The sequence below is a fragment of the Variovorax sp. GW821-FHT06D12 genome (genome assembly GCF_059419205.1).
The window spans coordinates 202,811-226,415 of the sequence record NZ_JBWKRI010000002.1 but is presented as its reverse complement, the minus strand read 5'-3'; the positions used below and the strand labels follow the sequence as shown (position 1 = coordinate 226,415).

General features: G+C 68.2%; 24 protein-coding genes and 1 tRNA gene. 18 read left to right on the top strand and 7 right to left on the bottom strand.

The annotated features are described in order from the left end of the window. Position 1: 1 nt before the first annotated feature. Positions 2-775, top strand: a complete 774-nt coding sequence (locus tag AC07SQ_RS07485; RefSeq protein WP_056572293.1) for an ABC transporter ATP-binding protein — start codon at positions 2-4, stop codon at positions 773-775. A gap of 1 nt (position 776) precedes the next feature. After that, positions 777-1,553 (top strand): ABC transporter ATP-binding protein, encoded by a 777-nt coding sequence (locus tag AC07SQ_RS07480; protein WP_354342495.1) that lies wholly within the window; start codon positions 777-779, stop codon positions 1,551-1,553. 65 nt (positions 1,554-1,618) lie between these two features. On the opposite strand, the gene AC07SQ_RS07475 is transcribed toward AC07SQ_RS07480, so the two are convergent. Both AC07SQ_RS07475 and AC07SQ_RS07470 read right to left on the bottom strand, forming a co-directional pair. Further along, positions 1,619-2,077 carry a (2Fe-2S)-binding protein gene (locus tag AC07SQ_RS07475; RefSeq protein WP_056572291.1) on the bottom strand — a complete coding sequence of 153 codons (459 nt, stop codon included), beginning with the start codon at positions 2,075-2,077 and terminating at the stop codon, positions 1,619-1,621. A gap of 11 nt (positions 2,078-2,088) precedes the next feature. After that, positions 2,089-4,284 carry a xanthine dehydrogenase family protein molybdopterin-binding subunit gene (locus AC07SQ_RS07470; protein WP_495273539.1) on the bottom strand — a complete coding sequence of 732 codons (2,196 nt, stop codon included), beginning with the start codon at positions 4,282-4,284 and terminating at the stop codon, positions 2,089-2,091. Between the two features lie 155 nt (positions 4,285-4,439). Between AC07SQ_RS07470 and AC07SQ_RS07465 the strand changes: the two genes are divergently transcribed. Further along, positions 4,440-5,216, top strand: a complete 777-nt coding sequence (locus AC07SQ_RS07465; RefSeq protein WP_095746547.1) for a Crp/Fnr family transcriptional regulator — start codon at positions 4,440-4,442, stop codon at positions 5,214-5,216. On the opposite strand, the gene AC07SQ_RS07460 is transcribed toward AC07SQ_RS07465, so the two are convergent. Further along, positions 5,188-6,165, bottom strand: coding sequence for a Bug family tripartite tricarboxylate transporter substrate binding protein (locus AC07SQ_RS07460; protein ID WP_495269259.1), 978 nt, complete (start codon positions 6,163-6,165; stop codon positions 5,188-5,190). The genes AC07SQ_RS07465 and AC07SQ_RS07460 overlap by 29 nt on opposite strands. Before the next feature lie 46 nt (positions 6,166-6,211). Beyond that, on the bottom strand, positions 6,212-7,276 hold the full coding sequence (locus AC07SQ_RS07455) for a CDP-6-deoxy-delta-3,4-glucoseen reductase (RefSeq protein ID WP_495273538.1): 1,065 nt from the start codon (positions 7,274-7,276) through the stop codon (positions 6,212-6,214). Between the two features lie 74 nt (positions 7,277-7,350). Between AC07SQ_RS07455 and AC07SQ_RS07450 the strand changes: the two genes are divergently transcribed. From AC07SQ_RS07450 to AC07SQ_RS07435, 4 genes are all read left to right on the top strand, one after another. Continuing rightward, the gene (locus tag AC07SQ_RS07450) at positions 7,351-8,286 is read left to right on the top strand and encodes an SDR family oxidoreductase (protein WP_495261104.1); all 936 of its coding nucleotides are present in this window, start codon (positions 7,351-7,353) and stop codon (positions 8,284-8,286) included. A gap of 13 nt (positions 8,287-8,299) precedes the next feature. Next, positions 8,300-8,713, top strand: a complete 414-nt coding sequence (locus tag AC07SQ_RS07445; RefSeq protein ID WP_495273537.1) for a RidA family protein — start codon at positions 8,300-8,302, stop codon at positions 8,711-8,713. A 132-nt stretch (positions 8,714-8,845) separates the two neighbouring features. Next, on the top strand, positions 8,846-9,226 hold the full coding sequence (locus AC07SQ_RS07440) for a hypothetical protein (RefSeq protein ID WP_095746542.1): 381 nt from the start codon (positions 8,846-8,848) through the stop codon (positions 9,224-9,226). Between the two features lie 189 nt (positions 9,227-9,415). Next, positions 9,416-9,865, top strand: coding sequence for a guanylate cyclase (locus AC07SQ_RS07435; protein WP_495273536.1), 450 nt, complete (start codon positions 9,416-9,418; stop codon positions 9,863-9,865). Between the two features lie 104 nt (positions 9,866-9,969). Here the strand turns inward: AC07SQ_RS07435 and AC07SQ_RS07430 are convergent. Then, positions 9,970-10,054: transfer RNA gene (locus tag AC07SQ_RS07430), tRNA-Leu, on the bottom strand. 41 nt (positions 10,055-10,095) lie between these two features. Here AC07SQ_RS07430 and cysM point away from each other — a divergent pair. From cysM to AC07SQ_RS07415, 3 genes are all read left to right on the top strand, one after another. Continuing rightward, positions 10,096-10,998 (top strand): cysteine synthase CysM, encoded by a 903-nt coding sequence (gene cysM / locus AC07SQ_RS07425; protein WP_062479803.1) that lies wholly within the window; start codon positions 10,096-10,098, stop codon positions 10,996-10,998. 64 nt (positions 10,999-11,062) lie between these two features. Beyond that, complete coding sequence (locus AC07SQ_RS07420; RefSeq protein ID WP_056572274.1) at positions 11,063-11,638, top strand: NUDIX domain-containing protein; 576 nt, start codon at positions 11,063-11,065, stop codon at positions 11,636-11,638. Next, positions 11,628-11,855 (top strand): sulfurtransferase TusA family protein, encoded by a 228-nt coding sequence (locus AC07SQ_RS07415; RefSeq protein WP_056572272.1) that lies wholly within the window; start codon positions 11,628-11,630, stop codon positions 11,853-11,855. Before AC07SQ_RS07420 ends, AC07SQ_RS07415 begins: the two co-directional genes overlap by 11 nt. A gap of 67 nt (positions 11,856-11,922) precedes the next feature. Here AC07SQ_RS07415 and galU read toward each other — a convergent pair whose 3' ends face one another. Both galU and AC07SQ_RS07405 read right to left on the bottom strand, forming a co-directional pair. Continuing rightward, positions 11,923-12,816 carry a UTP--glucose-1-phosphate uridylyltransferase GalU gene (gene galU, locus AC07SQ_RS07410; RefSeq protein ID WP_070062154.1) on the bottom strand — a complete coding sequence of 298 codons (894 nt, stop codon included), beginning with the start codon at positions 12,814-12,816 and terminating at the stop codon, positions 11,923-11,925. A 102-nt stretch (positions 12,817-12,918) separates the two neighbouring features. Next, entirely contained in the window at positions 12,919-15,789 is a 2,871-nt protein-coding gene (locus AC07SQ_RS07405; RefSeq protein WP_095948708.1) for a valine--tRNA ligase, read from the bottom strand. Between the two features lie 105 nt (positions 15,790-15,894). On the opposite strand from AC07SQ_RS07405, the gene yaaA reads away from it, so the two are divergent. The 8 genes from yaaA to AC07SQ_RS07365 all read left to right on the top strand — a co-directional run bounded on the left by yaaA (position 15,895) and on the right by AC07SQ_RS07365 (position 23,542). Next, positions 15,895-16,677, top strand: coding sequence for a peroxide stress protein YaaA (gene yaaA / locus AC07SQ_RS07400; RefSeq protein WP_495273535.1), 783 nt, complete (start codon positions 15,895-15,897; stop codon positions 16,675-16,677). Beyond that, the gene (locus AC07SQ_RS07395) at positions 16,677-17,519 is read left to right on the top strand and encodes a 2OG-Fe(II) oxygenase (protein ID WP_062479797.1); all 843 of its coding nucleotides are present in this window, start codon (positions 16,677-16,679) and stop codon (positions 17,517-17,519) included. Before yaaA ends, AC07SQ_RS07395 begins: the two co-directional genes overlap by 1 nt. A gap of 21 nt (positions 17,520-17,540) precedes the next feature. After that, on the top strand, positions 17,541-18,440 hold the full coding sequence (locus tag AC07SQ_RS07390; protein ID WP_495261099.1) for an alpha/beta fold hydrolase: 900 nt from the start codon (positions 17,541-17,543) through the stop codon (positions 18,438-18,440). Continuing rightward, the gene (gene queF / locus AC07SQ_RS07385) at positions 18,437-19,306 is read left to right on the top strand and encodes an NADPH-dependent 7-cyano-7-deazaguanine reductase QueF (RefSeq protein ID WP_495273534.1); all 870 of its coding nucleotides are present in this window, start codon (positions 18,437-18,439) and stop codon (positions 19,304-19,306) included. The genes AC07SQ_RS07390 and queF overlap by 4 nt, the downstream gene beginning before the upstream one ends. Before the next feature lie 141 nt (positions 19,307-19,447). Beyond that, complete coding sequence (locus AC07SQ_RS07380) at positions 19,448-20,353, top strand: SDR family NAD(P)-dependent oxidoreductase (RefSeq protein WP_495273533.1); 906 nt, start codon at positions 19,448-19,450, stop codon at positions 20,351-20,353. Between the two features lie 127 nt (positions 20,354-20,480). Continuing rightward, positions 20,481-21,371 (top strand): LysR family transcriptional regulator, encoded by an 891-nt coding sequence (locus AC07SQ_RS07375; RefSeq protein ID WP_095746534.1) that lies wholly within the window; start codon positions 20,481-20,483, stop codon positions 21,369-21,371. Between the two features lie 13 nt (positions 21,372-21,384). Then, positions 21,385-22,272: a LysR family transcriptional regulator gene (locus AC07SQ_RS07370; RefSeq protein WP_056572254.1), complete on the top strand. Its 888-nt coding sequence runs from the start codon at positions 21,385-21,387 to the stop codon at positions 22,270-22,272. Positions 22,273-22,387: 115 nt separating this feature from the next. After that, on the top strand, positions 22,388-23,542 hold the full coding sequence (locus tag AC07SQ_RS07365; protein WP_495273532.1) for a mandelate racemase/muconate lactonizing enzyme family protein: 1,155 nt from the start codon (positions 22,388-22,390) through the stop codon (positions 23,540-23,542). Positions 23,543-23,605 lie beyond the last annotated feature (63 nt).

The following is a 23,605-nucleotide window of genomic DNA, read 5'->3' as shown; positions in this document are numbered from 1 at the left end:
CATGACGACAGACACCATCCTCGACGTTCGCGGCATCTCCAAGCGTTTCGGCGGGCTGCAGGCCCTCTCGGACGTGGGCATCACCATCAAGCGCGGCCAGGTCTACGGCCTGATCGGGCCCAACGGCGCCGGCAAGACGACCTTCTTCAACGTGATCACCGGGCTGTACACGCCCGACAGCGGCACCTTCGAACTGGCCGGCAAGCCCTACCAGCCGACGGCCGTGCACGAAGTGGCCAAGGCCGGCATCGCGCGCACCTTCCAGAACATCCGCCTCTTCGCCGAAATGACGGCCCTGGAGAACGTGATGGTCGGGCGCCACATCCGCACGCACTCGGGCGTGTTCGGCGCCATGCTGCGCACCAAGGGCTTCAAGGCCGAGGAAGCGGCCATCGCCAAGCGGGCGCAGGAGCTGCTCGATTACGTGGGCATCGGCAAGTTCGCCGACTACAAGGCGCGCACGCTGAGCTACGGCGACCAGCGCCGCCTCGAGATCGCCCGCGCACTGGCCACCGACCCCCAGCTCATCGCGCTGGACGAACCGGCCGCCGGCATGAACTCGACCGAGAAGGTCCTGCTGCGCGAGCTCATCGACCGCATCCGCAAGGACAACCGCACGATCCTGATCATCGAACACGACGTCAAGCTCATCATGGGCCTGTGCGACCGCGTCACCGTGCTCGACTACGGCAAGCAGATTGCCGAGGGCAACCCGGTCGAGGTACAGAAGAACGAAAAGGTGATCGAGGCCTACCTCGGCACCGGAGGACATTGAGATGAGCACCGCAGAAGCAACGATGGCCACCGCGACGGCACCGGCCGCCACCACCAAGGCAGCGGGCAAGAACCTGCTCAAGGTCCGTGGCCTGAAGGTGGGCTACGGCGGCATCCAGGCCGTGAAGGGCGTGGACTTCGACGTGTTCGAGGGCGAGCTGGTCTCGCTCATCGGCTCCAACGGCGCCGGCAAGACCACCACCATGAAGGCCATCACCGGCACGCTGCCGGCCGGCGCGGGCGACATCGAGTTCCTGGGCCGCAGCATCAAGGGCCGGGGCGCCTGGGACCTGGTGGGCGAGGGCCTCGTGATGGTGCCCGAGGGCCGCGGCGTGTTCACGCGCATGACGATCACCGAGAACCTGCAGATCGGCGCCTACATCCGCAACGACAAGGCCGAGATCGCGAGCGACATGGAGCGCGTGTTCGTGACCTTCCCGCGCCTGCGCGAGCGCAAGGACCAGCTGGCCGGCACGATGTCGGGCGGCGAACAGCAGATGCTGGCCATGGGCCGCGCGCTCATGGCGCGTCCGAAGGTGCTGCTGCTCGACGAACCCACCATGGGCCTGTCGCCCATCATGTGCGACAAGATCTTCGAGGTGGTGCAGACCGTGGCCTCGCAAGGCGTCACGATCCTACTGGTCGAGCAGAACGCCAACCGCGCGCTGCAGCTGGCCGACCGTGGCTACGTCATGGAGTCGGGCCTCATCACGATGAACGGCGACGCCAAGGAACTGCTGCGCGACCCGCGCGTGCGCGCCGCCTACCTCGGCGAGTAAGCGCCGCAAGCGCCAACCGGCCAGCACCGCCGAGCGCGGTGGCTGGCCGTTTTTTCGTCTGTCCCTTATCCCATCATCGCGGCGGCGGCCTTGATCGCCTCGCGGATGCGGCCGTAGGTGCCGCAGCGGCACACGTTCTCGATGGCGTCGATGTCGGCGTCCGTCGGGGTGCGCGTGCGGCGCAGCAGGTCGACCGCGGCCATGATCTGGCCTGGCTGGCAGAAGCCGCACTGCGGCACGTCCAGGTTCATCCAGGCCTGCTGCACCGGGTGCAGCGTGTTGCCGTTGGCCAGGCCTTCGATGGTCGTCACCTGGCGGCCGCGCACGTCGGACACGCGCACCGAGCAGGTCGTCACGGCCTTGCCGTCGACGTGGCAGGTGCAGGCCTTGCACACGTTGATGCCGCAGCCGTACTTCGGGCCGGTGATGCCGAGCTTGTCACGCAGCACCCACAGCAGCGCCAGGTCGTCGGGCGCCTCGACGTCGACGTTCTGGCCGTTCACCTTGAAAGATTGCACAGGCATGGCGGGTCTCCTCAGGCGGGGATCGGAACGTTGACGGGCGTGGGCAGCTTGCCCGGCGGGATCGGCGTGAAGTCGACCGGGAAGTTCAGCGGGAAGCTGCGCGGCTTGATGCCGGTGGCGCGCCCATAGGCGTTGGCGATCGCACCCGAGCTCGCCGACAGGCCGACCTCGCCCAGCCCGCCGATGGCCTCGCCATTGGCCGGCAGGATGATGATCTTCACGTCCTTCGGGTAGTGCTTCATGCGCGAGAAGTGGTACTGCGAGTAGCTGCCTTCCAGCGGCAGGCCGTTCTGGATGTGCAGCCCCGCCGACAGCACCAGCGCGATCGATTCGCACAGGCCGCCCTGCAGCTGCGCCTCGATGCCCGAGGGGTTGATCGGCGTGCCGACATCGATGGCGATGGTGGCGCGCACCACGCGGGCCTGCGCCGGCACGCGCGCGTCGATCTCGACGATGCAGGCCGTGAACGACTTCGACTCCTGGTGCACGGCCACGCCCTGCGCAAAGCCCGCCGGCATCGCCTTGCCCCACTGCGCGGCCTCGGCCACGGCCTTCAGCACCGCGCGGGCGCGCGGCAGGCGCAGGTACTCGAGCCGGAAGGCGACCGGGTCCTTGCGCGCGGCGCGGGCCATCTCGTCGACCAGGATCTCTTCCACCAGCCGCGCGGGCTGGATGTGCACCGAGCGGTAGGAGCAGGTGTTCATGTCCATCGGCACGGGCGTCAGCAGCTTGGTCGTGACGCCGAAGTTGTACGGCGAGGTCACCATGGTCTTGAACATCACCTGCTCGATCGCGAAGTTGCCCACCGTCTGCGGGAAGGCGTTGGGCAGCGCGATGGCTGCGGCCTCGAGCATGTTGCCGAAGCCGTGGCGCGTGTCCAGGCGCACGCTGGCGATGCGCTGCTCGAAGGCGATGACCTGGCCCAGCAGCATCGTGGCGCGCGCCTTCTGGTAGATCGGCGGGCGGATGCGCGTGTGGCGCATGTCGTCGGTGCGGTGGTACATCAGGCGGCAGGGACGCCCCAGCGCCTTCGACACCTGGATCGCCTGCAGCACCGGGTCCCAGAACAGGCGCCGCCCGAAGGAGCCGCCCGAGGGCACCGCATGCACGACGACTTTGTTCAGCGGCAGGCCCAGTTCGGCGGCCACCGCCTGCTGGGTGACGATGGGACTTTGCAGCCCGGCCCAGATTTCGGCGCGATCGGGCCGCACATCGGCAATCGCGCATTCGACTTCCATCGGGCAGTGCGCGGCCGGCGCGAACTCGAACTCGGCCTCGACCGTCAGCGCGCCCAGCGGCGGCAGCGCAAAGGGCAGCAGCGACGACTTCAGCTTGCGCATGATGGTGGCGTTCGACTCGCCGTCGAGCGGCCCCGCGGCCCAGGTCACGTCGAGCGCGTTCACCGCGGCCCAGGCCTGGCCGAAGGTCTCGGCCATCACCGCCACGCCCGGTGGCGTCGGCGTGATGCCATTTGTGGCGGGGATCGGCACCACGCCGATCACGCCCGGCATGCCCATCACCGTGTTCAGGTTGTTGATGCCGACGAACTTGCCGTTGATGGTCGGCGGGCGCCGCACCATCGTCGGCTTGGCATTGGGCACCGCCTGGTCGAGCGTGAACTTCTTGCGCCCGGTGACGATGTCCAGCGCATCGAGCCGCGTCACGCGCTGGCCGACCACCGAAGGCGTCGAGCCCGAGAGCAGGCCGCCGAGGCCGCCCAGCAGCGGCATGCCCGCGTGCATCGAGCGCACGCTCGACGAGCCGCCCGTGAGCTGGTTCCAGATCAGCTCGGGGCTCGCGTCGGCCGACGTGACTTCGATGGCGCTCAGCGGCAGGCGCAGCTTGTCGGCCAGCATCATCGCGCTGGCCGTGGCGATGCCCTGGCCCACTTCGAGGCGCGGCAGTGCGAGGCGCACGCGGCCGTCGCCGGTGTTCGTCACCTTCACCAGCGGCATGGTCGGCAGCGACGTCAGCGTGACCGCGTCGCCGATGTCGATCAGGTCGGTGGTGTCGGGCGGGGTCATGGGCAGCAGCGCGGCCACCGCGGAGGCGGGCGCCGTGAGGGCGCCGAGCCCCGCGATGCCGGCCGCCGCCGAGGCCAGCGGCGCGGCCGTGGCGTAGCCGAGCACGTCGCGCCGGCGCAGGCCGTGCGCATCCCCGCCGTCGGGTCCGCGCGCGGGGCGCGGGTCCTTGTTCGAACGCTTCATCGTTGTCTCCTTGTTGTTTGGCGAACGCGGATGACTGTGGCACCATCGCCGCGCCGAAGATGTCGTTGCAACGACATTTCTTACGGACCCCGCCGACCGGCGCCTGCGACGGATCGGCCGATGCGATGTCACGAGGGACGACAGCAGGAGGCGCGATGTCGAACGCGTTGGAGAACATGCTTCGCGAGAGCCTGTGGGCGCGCGCGCTCACGGACGACGAACTCGACCGCGTCGTCCAGGAGTCGCACGAGCGCGTGGTGCCGGCCGGCGGCTTCGTCGTGCGGCGCGGCGAGCCGGCCGATCACTGGATCGGCGTGATCGACGGCCTCATGAAGATGTCGGTGTCGCTGCCCGACGGGCGCGTGTCCACCTTCACCGGCGTGACCGCCGGCGGCTGGGGCGGCGAAGGCTCGCTGCTTACCCCCGGATGCTGGCGCTACGACGGCGTGGCGCTGCGGCCCACGCGCGTGGCCTGCGTGCCGCGGCACAGCTTCGAGCGGCTGATGTCCACCAGCATCGACTTCAATCGGTTTCTGTTGTTACACATCAATGCGCGACTGAGCCTGTTCATCGGCCTCATGGAATTCGATCGCCTGCTCGGCCCCGACGCGCGCGTGGCGCGTTGCCTGGCCAGCCTGTTCGACCCCATCCTCTATCCGCGCGCCACCCGCTTCGTGCGGCTGAGCCAGGACGAGATCGGCCTCTTGTCGGCGGTGTCGCGCCAGCGTGCCAACCGCGCGCTGCATGCGCTGCAGCGCGACGGCCTGTTGCGCATCGAACATGGCGGCGTGGAAGTGCTCGACCTCGCGGGCCTGCGCACCTACCAGAGCGGGGCGGCCGAAGCGGCGGCGGCCGTGGCCGCGGCCACCGACACGCAGGCCGCGGCGCCCCTGGACGACCTCGTCAGTCCACCTTCGCCCCGGTGGCCTTGACCACCTTCTCGTACTTGGCGAGTTCGCTCTTCATGAAGGCGCCGAACTGCTCGGACGAGTTGCCGACGGGCTCGGCCAGCATCGAGGCGAAGCGCGTCTTCGTTTCCGGCGCGTTCAGCGCGGCGACGAAGGCCTGATTCAGTTTCGCGACCACCTCGGGCGGTGTGCCGGCCGGCGCGACCAGGCCCCACCAGGTGTCGATCGAGAAGCCCTTGAGCGTGTCGGCCACGGGCGGCACGTCGGGCAGGGCGCTGCTGCGCTTGAGCGTCGTGACCGCGATCGCCTTCAGCTTGCCCGAGCGGATGTTCGGCGCGGCCGTGGCGAGGTTGTCGAAGTTGAAGTCGACCTGGCCCGACAGCAAAGCGAGCTGCGCCGGGTTGCCGCCGTTGTACGGAATGTGCACCGCGAAGATGCCCGCTTCCTTCTTGAACAGCTCGCCCGCCAGGTGGCCGGCGCTGCCGTTGCCGCCGCTGGCGTAGTTGAGCTTGGCCGGGTTGGCCTTGGCGTAGCGGATCAGGTCGGCCAGCGTGCGGATGTTCAGGCGGTTGGCCGTGTCGGCGTTCATCACCAGCACGTTGGGCACGCGCACCATCTGCGTGATCGGCGCGAAGTCGGTCGCGGCGTTGAACGGCATCTTGCTGTACAGCCACGGGTTCACCGCGTTCGTGGCCGTGGCCGCGATGCCGATCGTGAGGCCGTCCGCCGGCGCCTTGGCGACGAAGTCGGCGCCGATGTTGCCGCCCGCGCCGGGCTTGTTGTCGATGATGACCGGGCCGCCCAGCGTGTCCTTCACCTGCTCGGCCAGGATGCGCGCCGTGTTGTCGATCGGGCCGCCGGCCGCGTAGGGCACGACGAGGCGGATCGGGCGATGCTGCTGGGCTGCGGCGTGGCCGGCGGTGAGCACGGCGGCGCCGGCGATCAGGGTCAGGAGGAAGTGTCTCGTCTTCATGTTGTTCTGCGTCACGTCTGCGGAAAGGAAAGGGGAACGCGCAGGCTCAGGGCAGGGCTTTGTCGGCTTCGGTGGTGAAGGCGTCGGCGAAGAATTCTTCTTCGGGCAGGCCCGCGAGCGCCACGTAGTCGCGCTTGGCCGAGTCGACCACGATCGGCGCGCCGCAGGCATACACCTGGTGGCCCGACAGGTCCGTGAAGTCTTCCAGCACCGCCTGGTGGACGAAGCCGGTGCGGCCGGTCCAGTTGTCTTCCGGCGTGGCGTTCGACACCACGGGCACGTAGCGCAGGTTCGGCATCGCGGCCAGCTGCTCGCGCAGCCAGGCGTCCATGTACAGGTCTTCGGGGCGGCGCCCGCCCCAGTAGATCGCGGCGGGCCGGTCGATGCCCTTGAACTGCATGTGCTCCAGCAGCGCCTTGATGGGTGCGAAGCCCGTGCCCGAGGCCAGCAGGATCATCGGCTTGTCGGAGTCTTCGCGCAGGAAGAAGCTGCCGAACGGGCCTTCGATGCGCAGGATCTCTTTTTCCTTCATCGCGCCGAAGACATGGTCGGTGAACTTGCCGCCCGGCAGGTGCCGCAGGTGCAGTTCGAGGCCCGTGCCCGGCACCGCCACCGTGTGCGGCGCGTTGGCCATCGAGTAGCTGCGGCGCGCGCCGTCGCGCAGGATGAACTCCACGTACTGGCCCGCATAGAACTGCAGCGGCTCGCCGGCCGGCAGCTGCAGGCGCAGCATCATCACATCGTGCGACTGGCGCGTGAGCGCCATCACGCGTACCGGCATCTTGCGGATCGGCAATGCGCCGGCCTCGGTGACCTGGCGCGACTCGAGCACCACGTCGCTGGTCGGGTGGGCGCAGCAGGTCAGCACGTAGCCGGCCAGCTGTTCTTCGGCGCTCAGCGCCTTGCTCTGGTGCGGGCCGAGCGTGACCTCGCCCGACAGCTTCTTGCACTTGCAGGAGCCGCAGGCGCCGTCCTTGCAGCCGTAGGGGAGGCCGATGCCCTGGCGGATGCCTGCCGCGAGGATGGTTTCGTCGCCCTGGACCACGAAGTGGCGCCCGCTGGGTTCGACGGTGATGGAAAAGCCCGCTTCGTGCGGCGCTGTAGCAGTCATCGGTATTCTTCGGGGGTGAACTTTCCCGGCTGCGTGCGGCCGGGACAACTGAATTGAGACAGGAAACCCGGATTTTGCCTTCAATCAATAGTCCCTCCGGCGCACTGCCGGCCCGCTTCCGGCGCGAGCGCCTGCTGATCGTCGGCTGCGGCGACGTCGGCCAGCGCGTGGCGCGCAACCTGCGCGGGCGCATGCAGCTGGTGGCGCTCACGTCCTCGGCCGACCGCGTCGCGGCGCTGCGCGCGGCCGGCATCCGGCCGCTGGTGGGCAACCTGGACGACCGCGCCACCCTGCGCCGCCTGGCGGGCATCGCCACCCGCGTGGTGCATCTGGCGCCGCCCGCGCGCGAAGGCGGCGCGGCCTGGTGGCGCGACCAGCGCACCGTGTCGCTGGCGCAGGCGCTGCGGCTGCGCTCGCTGCCCTCGGCGCTGGTCTACGGCTCCACCAGCGGCGTGTACGGCGACTGCGGCGGCGCGCGCGTGAGCGAAACGCGCGGCGTGCGCCCCGACACCCCGCGCTCCCACCGGCGCGTCGATGCCGAGCGCGCCGTGCGCTGGTTCGGCCGCAGCACCGGCGTGCGCACCAGCATCCTGCGCATCCCGGGCATCTACGCGCCCGACCGCGAGAACGGCACGCCGCGCGGCCGCCTGGAACGCGGCACGCCCGTGTTGCGCCGCGAGGACGACGTCTACACCAGCCACATCCACGCCGACGACCTCGCACGCGCCTGCGTGGCGGCGCTGTTCCGCGGCAAGCCCCAGCGCGTGGTGCACGCGTCGGACGACACCGAGCTGCGCATGGGCGACTACTTCGACCTGGCCGCCGACCTCTACGGCATGCCCCGCCCGCCGCGCGTGGCGCGCGATGAGGCGCAGCGGCAATTGCCGCTGCAGCTGCTGAGCTTCATGGGCGAATCGCGCCGACTCGACAACACGCGGCTCAAGCGCGAGCTGCGCGTGCGGCTCGCGCATCCGACGGTGCACACCGGCCTGCAGCCGGCAGACGCCTGAAAGGACGCAACCCGTGAGCAAACAGAGCGTTCGCATCCCCGACGGCCATCCGACTTTCGGCTCGACCGCCGTCTTCGACAGTTTCAAGTACGCGCCCGGCGTCAAGGCCGGCGGCCTGCTGTTCGTGGCGGGGCAGGTCGGCCTGCGTGCCGACGGGAGCGTGCCCGAGAGCGCCGCGGAACAGGCCGACTGGGCCTTCCGGCGGCTGGGCGTGGTGCTCGAAAGCGCGGGGCTCGGCTTCGCCGACCTGGTGGAGATCGTGAGCTACCACGTCGACGTCGAGCACGAGCTGGCGGGCTTTCGCGAAGTGAAGGACCGCTACATCACCGAGGATTTCCCGGCGTGGACCATCCTCGGCGTGGCCGCGCTGGCGCGCCCGGCGCTGCGGGTGGAGATTCGCGCCGTAGCGGCGTTGAGGGCTGCGTAGGCGGGCTTGCACAGGAGAGAGGGAGGGGCGCCGGTCACCAGCGAAACGCAACGAAGGGAAGGCGCGACGCGGTGTTGGGTTCCGCTGATCTCAAGGGTGTAGTTCGGTTTTTCTTGAGGCCTAATTCGCTCCATGATCTTCATCAAAGCCCGCCTTTCTGCGACTGCCCTTGCCCTTGTTGCTGCCTTCGTGATGGCGCCTGCCGCCAATGCGTCGGACACATACGGTGCAGGTGTCGGCGTCCGTGATGACAGCTGCAGTTTGTGGCTCGCTGCCCGAGCAGCGTCCCCAACTGATCCAAATGCCATTGCGGCGCATCTGATGACTTCCTGGGTTCTGGGCTTTCTGACAGGCTTGAACACAACAACCAACAAGGACGACATGGTCCGGCTACTGTCCGCTGACACGATCAACGCCTATCTGGACAAGGCCTGCAAGGAAGAGCCGGGCACGATGGTCATGTTCCACGCCGTGGCGCTCAGAGGCGCTGTACAGAGGCAAGATCGACGGTGATTTACTCAATCCGTGGACGGGCAGGGATTGTCGGGGGCGTGGTCCTGCCATATTGGACCGCCAGGACGCAGCCCTGTCAGGCGGCTCGACTGAAGCGGGTGACCGGGGCCGCTCTCGCAGATCGGTCCGGGCGTACCATGGCAGGACAGGTTCCAGATCGAACCGATCGAAGCGAAGCGGACGAAACGAATGCCCCAAACGATTGAAGCGTTGCTTGCCGATCAAGGCGCACAGGCTGTCCTCGCCTACCTGAACGCGCGCGTGCCGCATCGGTACACCGGGATCTACAGGATCCGCGCCGAGCTGGTCACGAGCCTCTACCTGCACGACAAGCAAGGCGAGCTGATCCCCGAGAACATCGCCATCGTGCCCTTCGAGGCGAGCATCTGTCCCTTTGTCCTGCGCGACGGGTGGTTCCGCACCGACGACTCGAGCGTCGACGAGCGCTTTGCCACGCATCCTGGGCGGGAATACACCATCAGCTACCACGGCGTTCCGCTCTTGAACCCCGCGGGCGCGGTCGCCGGCACCTTGTGCCACTTCAACTTCACGGCCGTGCCGCTGCCGGACGACGAGTTCGAGCTGCTGCACCAGGCCGCCTTGTCGCTGCAGGTGAAGCTCGCCGACGTGCTTGGCTAGGGCGGGGCGCTGCCCGGCCTGGAAGGCCCCGAGGCAAAGAAAAACCCGCTGCGCCAGTGAAGCGAGCGGGTTTCTTGATGTGGGGGTGAGACGGTGTCGTCTCGTGGTGCCCGGGGCCGGAATCGAACCGGCACACCTTTCGGTGGGGGATTTTGAGTCCCCTGCGTCTACCAATTTCACCACCCGGGCACATCCGGAAGGAAGCCCAAAATTATGGCACAGTGGCTGGCATGAATTATCCGACGATCGAAGACGCCATCGGCAAGACCCCCCTGGTTGCCCTGCAACGCATCCATGCCGCGGAAAACGCCAAGCGCGGGAACGTGATCCTGGGCAAGCTCGAAGGCAACAACCCGGCGGGCTCGGTCAAGGACCGGCCGGCGCTGTCGATGATCAAGCGGGCCGAGGAGCGCGGTGAAATCAAGCCCGGCGACACGCTGATCGAGGCCACCTCGGGCAACACCGGCATCGCGCTGGCGATGGCCGCGGCCATCAAGGGCTACCGCATGGTGCTGATCATGCCGGAGGACCTCTCGGTGGAACGCGCCCAGACCATGAAGGCCTTCGGCGCCGAGCTGGTGCTCACGCCCAAGAGCGGCGGCATGGAATACGCGCGCGACCTGGCCGAGCAGATGGTCGCCCAGGGCAAGGGCCGCGTGCTCGACCAGTTCGCCAACCCCGACAACCCACGCATCCACTACGAGACCACCGGCCCCGAGATCTGGACCGACACGCAGGGCAAGATCACGCACTTCGTGAGCGCCATGGGCACCACGGGCACCATCACCGGCGTCTCGCGCTACCTGAAGGAAAAGAACCCGGCGGTGCGCATCGTCGGTGCGCAGCCGGCCGAAGGCTCGCGCATTCCGGGCATCCGCAAGTGGCCGGTCGAGTACCTGCCGAAGATCTACGACCCGAGCCGTGTCGACGAGGAAATCAGCGTGAGCCAGGACGACGCCGAGGAGATGTGCCGGCGCCTGGCGCGCGAAGAGGGCATCTTCGGCGGCATCTCGGCAGCCGGCGCGCTGTGGGCGGCCATCGAGGTGTCGAAGAAGGTCGAGAACGCCACCATCGTCTTCGTGGTCTGCGACCGCGGCGACCGCTACCTGTCGACGGGCGTTTTCCCCGCCTGATCCCTTCACACTGCGGCGGCGCCTCCGGGCGCCGCACGCCCGAGAAAAAGAACAGAGACTTTCCATGCCCCACCCCAAGTTCTGCCAGGCCTGCGCCACCCCGCTCGAATGGATCGCGTTGATGGAAGACGGCGGTCCCAAGGAGCGCCTGCGCTGCCCCAACTGCGGCCACACGCACTGGAACAACCCCACGCCCGTGCTGGCGGCCATCGTCGAGTACCGCGGCCAGGTGCTGCTGGCGCGCAATGCGGCCTGGCCGGGCAAGATGTTCGCGCTCATCACCGGCTTCATGGAGGCCGGCGAGACGCCCGAGGAGGGCATCGCGCGCGAGGTCAAGGAAGAGACCAACCTGGACGTCAGCGCCGCCAAGCTCGTCGGGGCCTACGACTTCCAGCGCATGAACCAGATCATCATCGCGTACCACGTGGTGGCCGACGGCGAGGTGAAGCTCTCGCCCGAGCTGGTGGACTACCGCCTCTACGACCTGCCCGACCTGCGGTGCTGGCCCGCCGGCACCGGCTACGCGCTGGCCGACTGGCTGCGCACGCGCGGCCACGAGCCGGTGTTCTTCACTGCCGCGGAAAACGAAGAGCGTCGCCGCGGCCTGAACCTGCCGCCGGAGCCTGGCAATGCAAGTTGACCGCGAAATCGACACGCGCGGCCTCAACTGCCCGCTGCCGATCCTGAAGGCGAAGAAATCGCTCAACGACATGGCGAGCGGCCAGCTGCTGAAGGTGGTGTCGACCGACCCGGGCTCGGTGCGCGACTTCCAGGCCTTTGCGCGCCAGACCGGCAACGAACTGGTGGCGCAGGAGACCGTGGGCAGCGACTTCATCCACGTGCTGAAGCGGCGCTAGCGTCGGCGACCGGCAAAAGAAAAAGGGGCCTCGCGGCCCCTTTTGTTTTCAGTGCTTTGCAGCGCCCTCAGAGCTTCAGGCTCTTGAGGTACTCGCGGAACTGCGCGCCCACTTCAGGGTGCGCCAGCGCCAGCTCCACCGACGCCTGCAGGAAGCCTTCCTTGCTGCCGCAGTCGTAGCGGATGCCCTTGTACGAATAGGCGTAGACCGATTCCTTCTTCATCAGCGCGGCGATGCCGTCGGTCAGCTGGATCTCGCCGCCCGCGCCCTTGGGCTGGTTGCGGATCTCGTCGAACACGCCGGGCGTGAGGATGTAGCGGCCGGCCACACCGAGGCGCGAGGGCGCGTCTTCGGGCTTGGGCTTCTCGACCATGCGGTTGACCTTCACGAGGCCGTCTTCCACGTTCTCGCCGGCCACGATGCCGTAGCGCTTGACGTGTTCCAGCGGCACTTCCTGCACGGCCAGCACCGAGGCGCCCAGGCGCGCGAAGACTTCGGTCATCTGCGCCAGCACCGGCTGACCACCGACAGGGCCGACCATCAGGTCGTCCGCCAGCAGCACGGCGAAGGGCTCGTTGCCCACCAGGTGCTCGGCGCACAGCACGGCGTGGCCCAGGCCCAGCATGCGCGGCTGGCGCACGTACGAGCAGGTCATGTCGTCGGGCGACACCGAACGGGCGATTTCAAGGAGTGCGTCCTTGCCGCTGGCTTCGAGCTGGCTTTCGAGCTCGTAGGCGGTGTCGTAGTGGTCTTCGATCGCGCGCTTGTTGCGCCCGGTCACAAAAATCATGTCGCGGATGCCCGCAGCATAGGCTTCTTCGACGGCGTACTGGATCAGCGGCTTGTCGACGACTGGCAGCATTTCCTTCGGCTGGGCCTTGGTGGCCGGCAGAAAGCGGGTGCCGAAGCCTGCAACAGGGAATACGGCCTTGCGGATGCGCGTCGGAGAAGAAGTGGACATGGGCGGTTCAGTGTCGTTTGAAGCAGGAAAAGAGGAGGGATGAGAGAGGGGACGGCGCGAAGCCGATGACCAAATCCTAATCCCCCACCCGGACCCCGTCTGTCAGCCGAGGCGCACAAGCTGGTCGCGCAGGCGCTCCAGCGTGGCGGTGAAATCGACCAGGCGCGTGCGCTCCTGTTCGATCACGGCGGGCGGCGCCTTGGCCACGAAGGCCTCGTTGCCGAGCTTGCCGTGCACCTTGGCGATCTCGCCCTCGATGCGTGCAATTTCCTTGCCGATGCGCAGCTTCTCGGCCGCCTTGTCGATCTCCATGTGCAGGCACAGGCGCGCCGCGCCCACCACCGCCACGGGTGCCGCCTCGGCGGCAGCCTGCCACGAGGCCTCGTCGTCGAACACCTTCACTTCCTTGAGCTTGGCCAGCGCCTGCAGCACCGGGGCCGCGTCGCGCAGGAAGGCCGCGCCCTCGGCGTCGTCGGCCACCGCGTACAGCGGAAGGCGCGTGGCGGGCGACACGTTCATCTCGCCGCGCAGCGTGCGGCAGGCGTCGACCAGTGCTTTCAGGCGCGCCACGTGCGCCTCTGCGGCTTCGTCGATCTTCTCCGGCTGGCTCTGCGGGTAGGCCGCGATCATGATCGACGCGCCTTCGCGGCCCGCGACCTTCGACACCTTCTGCCACAGCTCTTCGGTGATGAACGGAATGATCGGGTGCGCCAGGCGCAGCAGCGCCTCGAGCACGCGGATCAGCGTGCGGCGCGTGGCGCGTTTCTGCGCATCGTCGCCGGTCTGGATCTGCACCTTGGCGATCTCCAGGTACCAGTCGCAGAACTCGTCCCAGGCGAACTGGTAGATCGCGTTGGCCACGTTGTCCAGGCGGTATTCCTCGAAGCCCTTGGCCACTTCGGCCTCGACGCGCTGCAGCTGCGAGACGATCCAGAAGTCGGCGCGGCTGAACTTCAGGTAGCCGTGCGCCTTGCCGCCGACCTGGCAGTCTTCCTTCGTGTGCTCCAGCAGGCCGCAGTCCTGGCCTTCGCAGTTCATCAGCACGAAGCGCGTGGCGTTCCACAGCTTGTTGCAGAAGTTGCGATAACCCTCGCAGCGCTTCGAGTCGAAGTTGATGCTGCGGCCGAGCGAGGCCAGCGAAGCGAAGGTGAAGCGCAGCGCATCGGCGCCGAAGGCCGGAATGCCCTCGGGGAATTCCTTCTGCGTGTTCTTGCGCACCGCCGGTGCGGTCTCGGGCTTGCGCAGGCCTTGCGTGCGCTTGTCGAGCAGCGCGGGCAGCTCGATGCCGTCGATCAGGTCGACCGGGTCGAGCACGTTGCCTTCGGACTTGCTCATCTTCTTGCCCTGGGCGTCGCGCACCAGGCCGTGGATGTACACGTCCTTGAACGGCACAGTGCCCATGAAGTGCTTGGTCATCATGATCATCCGGGCGACCCAGAAGAAGATGATGTCGTAGCCCGTCACGAGCACGGTCGAGGGCAGGTACAGCGCCAGGTCCTGCGTCTTCTCGGGCCAGCCCAGCGACGAGAAGGGCACCAGCGCCGACGAGTACCAGGTGTCGAGCACGTCTTCGTCGCGCGTGAGCGTCTTGCCCGGTGCCTTGGCCTGCGCCTCGGCTTCGGTCTCGGCCACGTACACCTTGCCGTCTTCGTCGTACCAGGCGGGAATCTGGTGGCCCCACCAGAGCTGGCGCGAAATGGTCCAGTCCTGGATGTTCTCCATCCAGTGGTTGTAGGTGTTGACCCAGTTCTCGGGCACGAAGCGCACCTCGCCCGACTTCACCACGTCGATGGCCTTCTGCGCGATCGACTGGCCGTCGGCGCCGGGGCGCGTCATGGCCACGTACCACTGGTCGGTGAGCATCGGCTCGACCACGGCGCCCGAGCGCGCGCAGCGCGGCACCATGAGGCGGTGCTTCTTCACCTCGACCAGCAGGCCCAGCGCCTCCAGGTCGGCCACGATGGCCTTGCGCGCCACGAAGCGGTCCATGCCGCGGTATTTTTCGGGCGCGTTGTCGTTGATGGTCGCGTCGAGCGTCAGGATGCCGATCACCTCGAGCTTGTGGCGCTGGCCGACGGCGTAGTCGTTGTAGTCGTGCGCGGGCGTCACCTTGACCACGCCGGTACCGAATTCCTTGTCGACGTAGTCGTCGGCAATGATGGGAATCAGCCGGTCCACCAGCGGCAGCTTCACGCGCTGGCCGATCAGGTGCTTGTAGCGCTCGTCTTCGGGGTGGACCATCACGGCCGTGTCGCCGAGCATGGTCTCGGGGCGCGTGGTGGCCACCGTGAGTGTGCCGCTGCCGTCTTCCAGCGGGTAGGCGATGTGCCAGAGCGAGCCGTCTTCTTCCTCGCTCTCGACTTCGAGGTCGCTCACCGAGGTCTTGAGCACCGGGTCCCAGTTGCCCAGGCGCTTGCCGCGGTAGATCAGGCCTTCTTCATACAGCTTCACGAAGGTGTGCGTGACCACCTTGGACAGGTCGTCGTCCATCGTGAAGTACTCGCGGCTCCAGTCGACCGTGTCGCCCATGCGGCGCATCTGCTCGGTGATGGTGCTGCCCGACTTTTCCTTCCACTCCCACACGCGCGCCACGAAGTTCTTGCGGCCCAGGTCGTGGCGGCTGACCTTCTGCTCCTGCAGCTGGCGCTCCACCACGATCTGGGTGGCGATGCCCGCGTGGTCGGTGCCCGGCACCCACAGCGTGTTGGCGCCCTTCATGCGGTGGTAGCGCGTGAGGCTGTCCATGATCGTCTGGTTGAACGCATGGCCCATGTGCAGCGTGCCCGTGACGTTGGGCGGCGGCAGCTGGATCGCGAACGACTCGGCGCCTTCCTTGGGCTGCTGCGTGCCGCGAAAGCCCGCCTTGGCGTAGCCGCGCTGCTCCCATTCCGGGCCCCAGTGCGCCTCGATGGCGGCGGGTTCGAACGATTTGGACAGGCTCTCGAGGCCGGGCTGGGAGGTAGGTTCGCTCATGGGGAATGCAAAACGGCACCCTCGGGTGCCGTTGGTGACAGGGTGGGATTGCCCGGGATTTTACCGGGGCGGCTCGGGGAAACCCCAGCCCCACATAATCAGCTGATGCTGTTCCTGCTTTCCCCCGCGAAGTCGCTCGACTACGACACCCCCGTCCCCTCCGAAACCCCCGCCACCCAGCCTCATTTCGAAGCCCCGCGCGGCCCCTCGGTCGAACTCATCAAGCTCTTGCGCGAGAAGTCGCCCCAGGACATCGCCGAGCTGATGCACCTGTCGGACAAGCTCTCGGCCCTCAACGTGGCCCGCTACGCCGCCTGGTCGTCCAAGAGCACCGACAAGAACGCCCGCCAGGCCGCCTTCGCCTTCGACGGCGACGTCTACGGCGGCTTCAACGTCCGCAGCCTCACGCCCGCCCAGCTCGCCTGGGCGCAGGACCATGTGGGCATCCTCAGCGGCCTGTACGGCCTGCTGCGCCCGCTGGACCGCCTGCAGCCCTACCGGCTCGAAATGGGCACCGCGCTGGCCAACCGCCACGGCAAGGACCTGTACGCCTTCTGGGGCTCGCGCATCGCCGAGCACCTGAACGAGCGCCTGGCGGCCGACCGCACGCCGGTCGTCGTCAACGTGGCCTCGCAGGAGTACTTCAAGTCGGTCGACCAGAAGGTGCTCAAGGCGCGCGTGGTCGAATGCGTGTTCCAGGAGTGGAAGGGCGACAAGTACAAGATCGTGAGCTTCTTCGCCAAGCGCGCCCGCGGCCTGCTGGCGCGCTGGGCCGTGCTGCACCAGGCGGCCACGCCCAAGGCGCTGGAAAAATTCGATCTCGAGGGTTATGGTTTCGACGCCCAGGTATCGACAGCCGAAAGGCTGGTGTTCAGAAGGAAAGTCTGATGTCCCAAGCGATCAGTCCGGAATTGCGCGAATGGCTGGTGGCCCAGCTCGCGGCCGGCCATTCGGTGCCCGCGTTGCGCATGTCGATGCGGGCGGCCGGCTGGCAGGATGCCGCCACCGACCTCGCACTGGCCCAGCTGGAGGCCGGGTTTCCTGATGTGGAGGCGGCCCTGGCGCCGGCGCGCACCGAGATGCCCGGCCCCGACCTGGACGGTGCGCCGCTGTACATCGAGGCCGGCGACCGCCGCGTGCAGGTGCTGCAGACCGTGCGGCATCCGCGCGTCGTGGTGTTCGGCAACCTGCTGTCGGTCGAGGAATGCGAAGGCCTGATCGCCGCCGCGCGCGTGCGGCTGGCGCGCTCGCTCACCGTCGAGACCCGCACCGGCGGCGAGGTGCTCAACGTCGACCGCACCAGCGACGGCATGTTCTTCGAGCGCGGCGAGAACGAGATCGTCGCGCGCCTCGAACAGCGCCTGGCCATGCTGCTGCGCTGGCCGCTCGAGTACGGCGAGGGCCTGCAGATCCTGCGCTACGCGCCCGGCGCGCAGTACCGCCCGCACTACGACTACTTCGACCCGCACGAGCCCGGCACGCCCACCATCCTCAAGCGCGGCGGCCAGCGCGTGGCCACGCTCGTGATGTACCTGCAGGAGCCCGAGCAGGGCGGCGCCACCACCTTCCCCGACATCGGGCTCGAAGTGGCTCCGGTGCGCGGCACCGGCGTGTTCTTCAGCTACGACCGGCCCGACCCCGCCACCCGCACGCTGCACGGCGGCGCGCCGGTGCTCGCGGGCGAGAAATGGGTCGCCACCAAGTGGCTGCGCGAGCGCGAGTTCAAGTAGCAAAAGAAAAACAAGGAACCGATGAAAGTCACCGCCAACGGCCTGCAGATCGAAGTCGACGACACCGGCGGCGAAGGGCGCCCCGTCATCCTGCTGATCATGGGGCTGGGCATGCAGCTGGTTGCGTGGCCCGACGGCTTCGTGCAGCAGCTGGTCGATGCGGGCTTTCGCGTGGTGCGCCACGACAACCGCGACATCGGCCTGAGCCAGGGCTTCGACCACCTCGGCACCGGCAACCTCGTGTGGGAAACCATTCGCCACCGCATCGGCCTGAAGGTGCGCAGCGCCTACACGCTGCAAGACATGGCGCTCGATTCGCTCGGCGTGCTCGATGCGCTGGGCATTGCCCGCGCCCACATCGTCGGCGCCTCGATGGGCGGCATGATCGCGCAGCGCATCGCCGCCACCGCGCCCCAGCGCACCGCCAGCCTCGTGAGCATCATGAGCTCCAGCGGCGCGCGCGGCCTGCCGGGCCCGCGCCGCGAGGTCGGGGCCATGCTCATGCGGCGCCCGCGCAGCCACGACGAGGCCGCGCTGGTCGCGCACAGCATCAAGCTGCTGCGGCTCATCCAGAGCCCGGCCTACCCGCAGACCGACGAGCAACTGGCCACGCGCCTCACCTTCAGCATGCGCCGCGCCTACCACCCGGCCGGCCTGATGCGCCAGATGCTCGCCATCGGCGCCGACGACGACCGCCCGCAGGTGCTGGCGCGCATCCAGCGTCCGACGCTGGTGCTGCACGGCGACGCCGACGCGCTCGTGCCCATCGCCTGCGGCCGGGACTCGGCGCAGCGCATTCCGGGTGCGACCTTCATCGCCGTGCCCGGCATGGGCCACGACCTGCCGCCCGAGGTCTGCACGATCCTCGCCCACCACATCGCTCCGTTCGCACACGCGGCGGATGCCGGAACCGCCCCATGAGCCACGACCCGACCAACCCCAACACCCCCGAACAGTCGCAGCTCGGCCGCGCCTCGGCCTACGCCGACAAGTACGACCCGAGCCTGCTGTTCCCCATCGCACGCGCCACGCAGCGCGAAGCCATGGGCATCCAGGCCGGCGCCTTGCCCTTCTTCGGCGCCGACCTCTGGACCGCCTTCGAGCTGAGCTGGCTGAACCCGCGCGGCAAGCCGCAGGTGGCCATCGCGCACTTCACCATTCCCTGCGAAACGCCCAACATCATCGAGAGCAAGTCGTTCAAGCTGTACCTCAACAGCTTCAACAACAGCACCTTCGCCAGCATCGATGCCGTGCGCGAGCACCTGCGCACCGACCTTTCCGAAGCCGCATGGCGCGGCAGCGACCAGTCGGCCGGCATCGGCGTGAAGCTGCTCACGCCCGACCTGTTCGACCGCGAACCGGTGCACGAGATCGACGGCCTGGACCTCGACCGCCTCGACATCGAATGCACCCACTACCAGCCCGCGCCCGAGCTGCTGAGCAGCGACACGACGCAGGTGCACGTGAACGAAACCCTCACCAGCCGGCTGCTGAAGAGCAACTGCCTCGTCACCGGCCAGCCCGACTGGGGCAGCGTGCAGATCCGCTACAGCGGCCCGCCCATCGACCAGGCCGGCCTGTTGGCGTACATCGTGAGCTTTCGCAACCACAACGAATTCCACGAACCCTGCGCCGAACGCATGTTCACGGACATCTGGCGACAGTGCCAGCCGACCAAGCTCGCGGTGTATGCGCGCTACACGCGGCGCGGCGGGCTGGACATCAACCCGTTCCGCACGAGCTGGCCGCAGGCGCTGCCGGCGAATATCCGTACGGCGCGGCAGTAACGGCCATCTGCGGGCTGTCGCGCGCAGCCGCGGCTTAAGCCCCTCTTCGGAATTCCTGAACTCGCAGGCCGCCCCCTGTGGCATTCTGAAATTCCCCCGCGAACTGCGGGCGAACGAACATCCGAAGCAGAGGCAAGACACATGGTTGAAGGCAAAGTGGTCGTCGTCACCGGCGCGGGCGGCGGCATCGGGCGCGACATTGCGCTCGCGATGGCGCGGCATGGCGCGAAGGTGGTGGTCAACGACATCGGTGCGGGGCTCGACGGCGCGGGCGGCAGTGCCGGGCCGGCGCAGCAGGTGGTCGAGGAGATCCGTGCGGCGGGTGGGCAGGCCGTGCCCAACACCGACAGCGTGGCCGATGCCGCGAGCGCGGGGCGCATCGTGGAATGCGCGGTCGACAGCTTCGGGCGCATCGATGCGGTGGTGAACAACGCGGGCATCCTGCGCGACCGGTTCTTCCACAAGATGTCGGTCGACGAGTGGGACGCGGTGATCAAGGTGCACCTGTACGGCGCCTACTTCGTGAGCCGCGCGGCTGCGACGCACTTCAAGGAACAGAACGCGGGCGCGCTGGTGCACATGACCTCCACCTCGGGCCTGATCGGCAACTTCGGCCAGGCCAACTACGCGGCGGCCAAGCTCGGCATCGCGGCGCTGTCGAAGTCCATCGCGCTGGACATGCTCAAGTTCAACGTGCGCTCCAACTGCATCGCGCCCTTCGCCTGGAGCCGCATGATCGGCGCCATTCCCACCGACACCGACGAGCAGCGCGCCCGCGTCGACAAGATCAAGCAGATGACGCCGGCCAAGGTGGCTCCGCTCGCGGTGTACCTGGCGAGCGATGCGGCGGCGGCCGTGAACGGGCAGATCTTCTCGGTGCGTAACAACGAGATTTCGCTCATCAGCCAGCCGCGCCCCGTGCGCTCCATCCACCGCTCGGAAGGCTGGACGCCCGAGAGCATCGCCGAGCACGCCATGCCTGCGATGCGCGCCAGTTTCTTCCCGCTGGACCGCTCGGCCGACGTGTTCAGCTGGGACCCGGTCTGAGAAGGTGTGAACGGACCCGCCATGTCCGGATTCATTCACACCTTCTGAGGACAAACCCGCAAGCGGCTGCAGGCGACGCCGTTCGCCGGACAATGCGCGTTCCTCCCGCTTCCTTCGTGCCCGCCCGGTGAACCTGCACTTCGACCTGTTCGACCTGAAACTGTTCGTCTACGTGGCGGACGCGCGCAGCCTCACGCGCGGCGCCGAGAAGGCCTGCATCTCGCTGGCCGCCGCGTCCACGCGCATCAAGCAGATGGAAGAGGCGGTGGGCGGCAAGCTGCTGCACCGCAGTGCGCAGGGCGTGAGCCTCACGGCGGCAGGGCAGGCCGTGCTGTACCACGCCAAGCGCGTGATGCAGCAGATGGAGCACCTGCGCTGCGACATGCAGGACTTCGGCAAGGGCATCAAGGGCCATGTGCGCGTGTTCGCCAACACCACCTCGATCACCGAGTACCTGCCGCAGAAGCTCGCGGGCTTTCTCACGCAGCACCCGGCCGTGCAGGTCGATCTGCGCGAGTACCTGAGCGAAGAAATCGTGCGCGCCGTGGCCGACGGCGAGGCCGACATCGGCATCCTCGCGGGCGACGTGCACACCGGCGAATTCGATGCGCGCCCGTTCGGGCGCAACCAGCTCGTGCTGGTGGTGCCGCCCACACACCCGCTGGCGGGCGCGTCGTCGGTGGCCTTTGCCGACACGCTCGATGAGCAGCACGTGGGCCTGCACCACGGCAGCGCGATCCACCGCTTTCTGCAGCGCCGCGCCGAACTTGCGGGGCGTGGCTTCAACCCGCGCATCCAGGTCAGCAGCTTCGAAGCCATCTGCCTGATGATCGAAGCGGGCGTGGGCGTCGGCGTGCTGCCCTCGTCGTCGGCGCACCGGCTGTCGATGGCCATGCGCATCTCGACCGTGGCGCTCAGCGATGCCTGGGCCGAGCGCGAGCTCAAGCTCATCGCGCGCAACCGCGAGCAGCTGCCGGCCTCCGCGCGCGAGCTGTTCGATCACCTCACCCTGGCCTGAGGCGCGACGGGCCATGTCCGCCGACCTGAAATCGCTGCGCCTGTTCGTGGCCGTGTCCGACCACGGCAGCATCAGCGAAGGCGCCAAGCGCTGCCACATCGCGCTCGCGGCCGCGAGCAAGCGCATCTCCGATCTCGAGGCCCGCGCGCGGTTGCCGTTGCTGGTGCGCCATGCGCGCGGCGTCACGCTCACCTCGGCCGGCCACGGCCTGCTGCTGCATGCGCGCGCCGTGCTCTCGGCCATGGACCGGCTCGGCGCCGAGCTCGACGATTTCCAGAACGGCGTGGCGGGCGTGGTGAGCATCACGGCCAACGCCTCGACCATCGCGCAGTTCTTGCCGGCGCAGATCGGTTCGTTCCTGCGCCTGCACCCGGTGCTCAAGATCGACCTGCAGGAGCGCGCCAGCACCGAGGTGGTGAAGGCCGTGCAGGCCGGCCTGGCCGACATCGGCGTGATCGAGGGCCAGACGCCGGCCGACGGCCTCGAATGCCTGCCCTACCGCACCGACGAGCTGGCCGTGGTGGTCGCGCGCGACCACCCGCTGGCGCGCCGCAAGCGCATCGATGTGCAAGAGGTGCTGCGCCACGACCATATCGTGGTGCGCGAAGGCACGGCGCTGCACCGCGTGCTGCTGGCCGCCGCGCTCGAGGCCCAGGTGCCGCTCAAGGTGCGCATGCAGGTGGGCAGCTTCGACATGGTCTGCCGCATGGTGGAGCAGGGCGTGGGCATCGGCGTGCTGCCCTATGCGGCCATCCTGCCGCAGCTGCAGATTCTCAAGCTGCGCTGCCTCAAGCTCGATGCGCCCTGGGCGCTGCGCCGCCACCTGCTGTGCGTGCGCCGCCAGCAGGAGCTCACGGCCGCCGCGCGCTCGGTGCTCGAACACCTCGGCCGCCCCGACTGAGCTGAGGCCATCGGGCAACGAGCCTTCGCGCCGCGCGAAGGCTCGAACTCGCCAAAAACGAATTGTTCTCCTGCGGCCCTCGCGCAAAGATGCGGGCACACCAAAGGAGACACCCTTGAAGATCATCCGCGTCAGCGCCACGCCGCTGAACATTCCCGTGACCATCGACGTGGTCGGCCTGAACAAGCAGACCTCGCTGTCGCTGTGCCTCACCGAGATCGAGACCGACACCGGCCTCGTCGGCCACGGCATGACGGCCATCACCGAAGAAGAAATCATTGCCGCCGCCGTGCGCGAAGTGGCCGGCCCCGCGCTGATCGGCGAAGACCCGATGGCCACCGAGCGCCTGTGGGAGAAGCTCTACTGGCTGCTCTCGCCGCGCGGCCAGACCGGCTACGCGAGCCACACCATCGCCGCGCTCGACATCGCGCTGTGGGACCTGAAGGGCAAGGCATTGGGCCAGCCGCTGTGGCGCCTGTTCGGCGGCGCGCGCGCCAAGGTGCCGGTGTACGCCACCTTCGGCTTCGGCTTCTTCGAGCGCGACCAACTCGCCGCCGCCGCCAAGCTGTGGGTGTCGCAAGGCTTCCAGCGCCTGAAGATGACCGTGGGCAACCACGCGCTCGCGCGCCGCGACGAGCCGCGCCCGCTCGACGAGGTCATCGCCGAAGACGTGCGCCGCGTGGCCGCCGTGCGCGAGGCCGTGGGCCCCGACGTCAAGCTGTACGTCGATGCCAACTGCGGCCTCGACCTGTTCCACGCCACCGAGCTCGCGCACCGCATCGAGCCCTACGGCATCAGCTTCTTCGAGGAGCCGCTCACGCAGAACGACGTGCGCCAGATGGCCCAGCTGCGCGCACGCACGCGCATTCCGCTGGCCTGCGGGCAGAACGAGGGCCTGGCCTTCCGCTTTCGCGACCTGTTGGTGAACCAGGCGGCCGATGTGCTGCAGCCCAACGTGACCATCTCGGGCGGCTACTCGCAGTGCCTGAAGATCGCGGGCATGGCCGCCGCCTTCAACGTGCCCATCGACAACGGCGGCGCCTGGCCCTTCCACAACATGCACCTGCACGCGGGCGTGTCCAACGGCGGGCTGGTCGAGTACCACTACGTCGCGGTGCAGATGCTCAAGCAGATCTTCGACGACCTGCCCGTGCCCGACCAGGGCTGGCTCACGCTGCCCGAAGCGCCGGGCCTGGGCTTCACGCCCAATGCCGAGCGCGTGCGCGAGCTCGCGAAGCTGCCGACCTCGCACGGGAAAGGCAAGGCCTGAGCGCCACCCGACGACACTTCCGACCACGACCAGGCCGCGCAGACGGCCGGCGCATCCCGACCA